The 307-nt window shown below is 68.4% G+C and carries 1 protein-coding gene; it reads left to right on the forward strand.

All coding sequences use genetic code 11. The features are described 5' to 3' along the window. Positions 1-307: integrase core domain-containing protein (locus CVH10_RS19300; RefSeq protein WP_146143100.1), on the forward strand; the 307-nt coding region annotated here is incomplete at both ends.

The following is a 307-nucleotide window of genomic DNA, read 5'->3' on the forward strand; positions in this document are numbered from 1 at the left end:
CCGCATCCTGACGGTGATCGATAACTGTACGCGCGAGTGCCTGGCGCTGGTGGCCGACACCTCGCTGTCGGGCGCGCGGGTCGTGCGGGAGTTGGACGCCGTCATCCGGCAGCGAGGGCGGCCCGACACCATCGTCAGCGACAACGGCACGGAGTACACCTCGAACGCGGTCCTGGCCTGGGCCGACGACACCGGCGTCGGCTGGCACTACATCGCGCCGGGCAAGCCCCAGCAGAACGGCTTCAACGAGAGCTTCAACGGACGCCTGCGCGACGAGCTGCTGAACGAGACGCTGTTCCGATCCCTG

The organism is Halomonas sp. ND22Bw, from assembly GCF_003011945.1.
In the GTDB taxonomy this organism is placed as follows: domain Bacteria; phylum Pseudomonadota; class Gammaproteobacteria; order Pseudomonadales; family Halomonadaceae; genus Halomonas; species Halomonas halophila.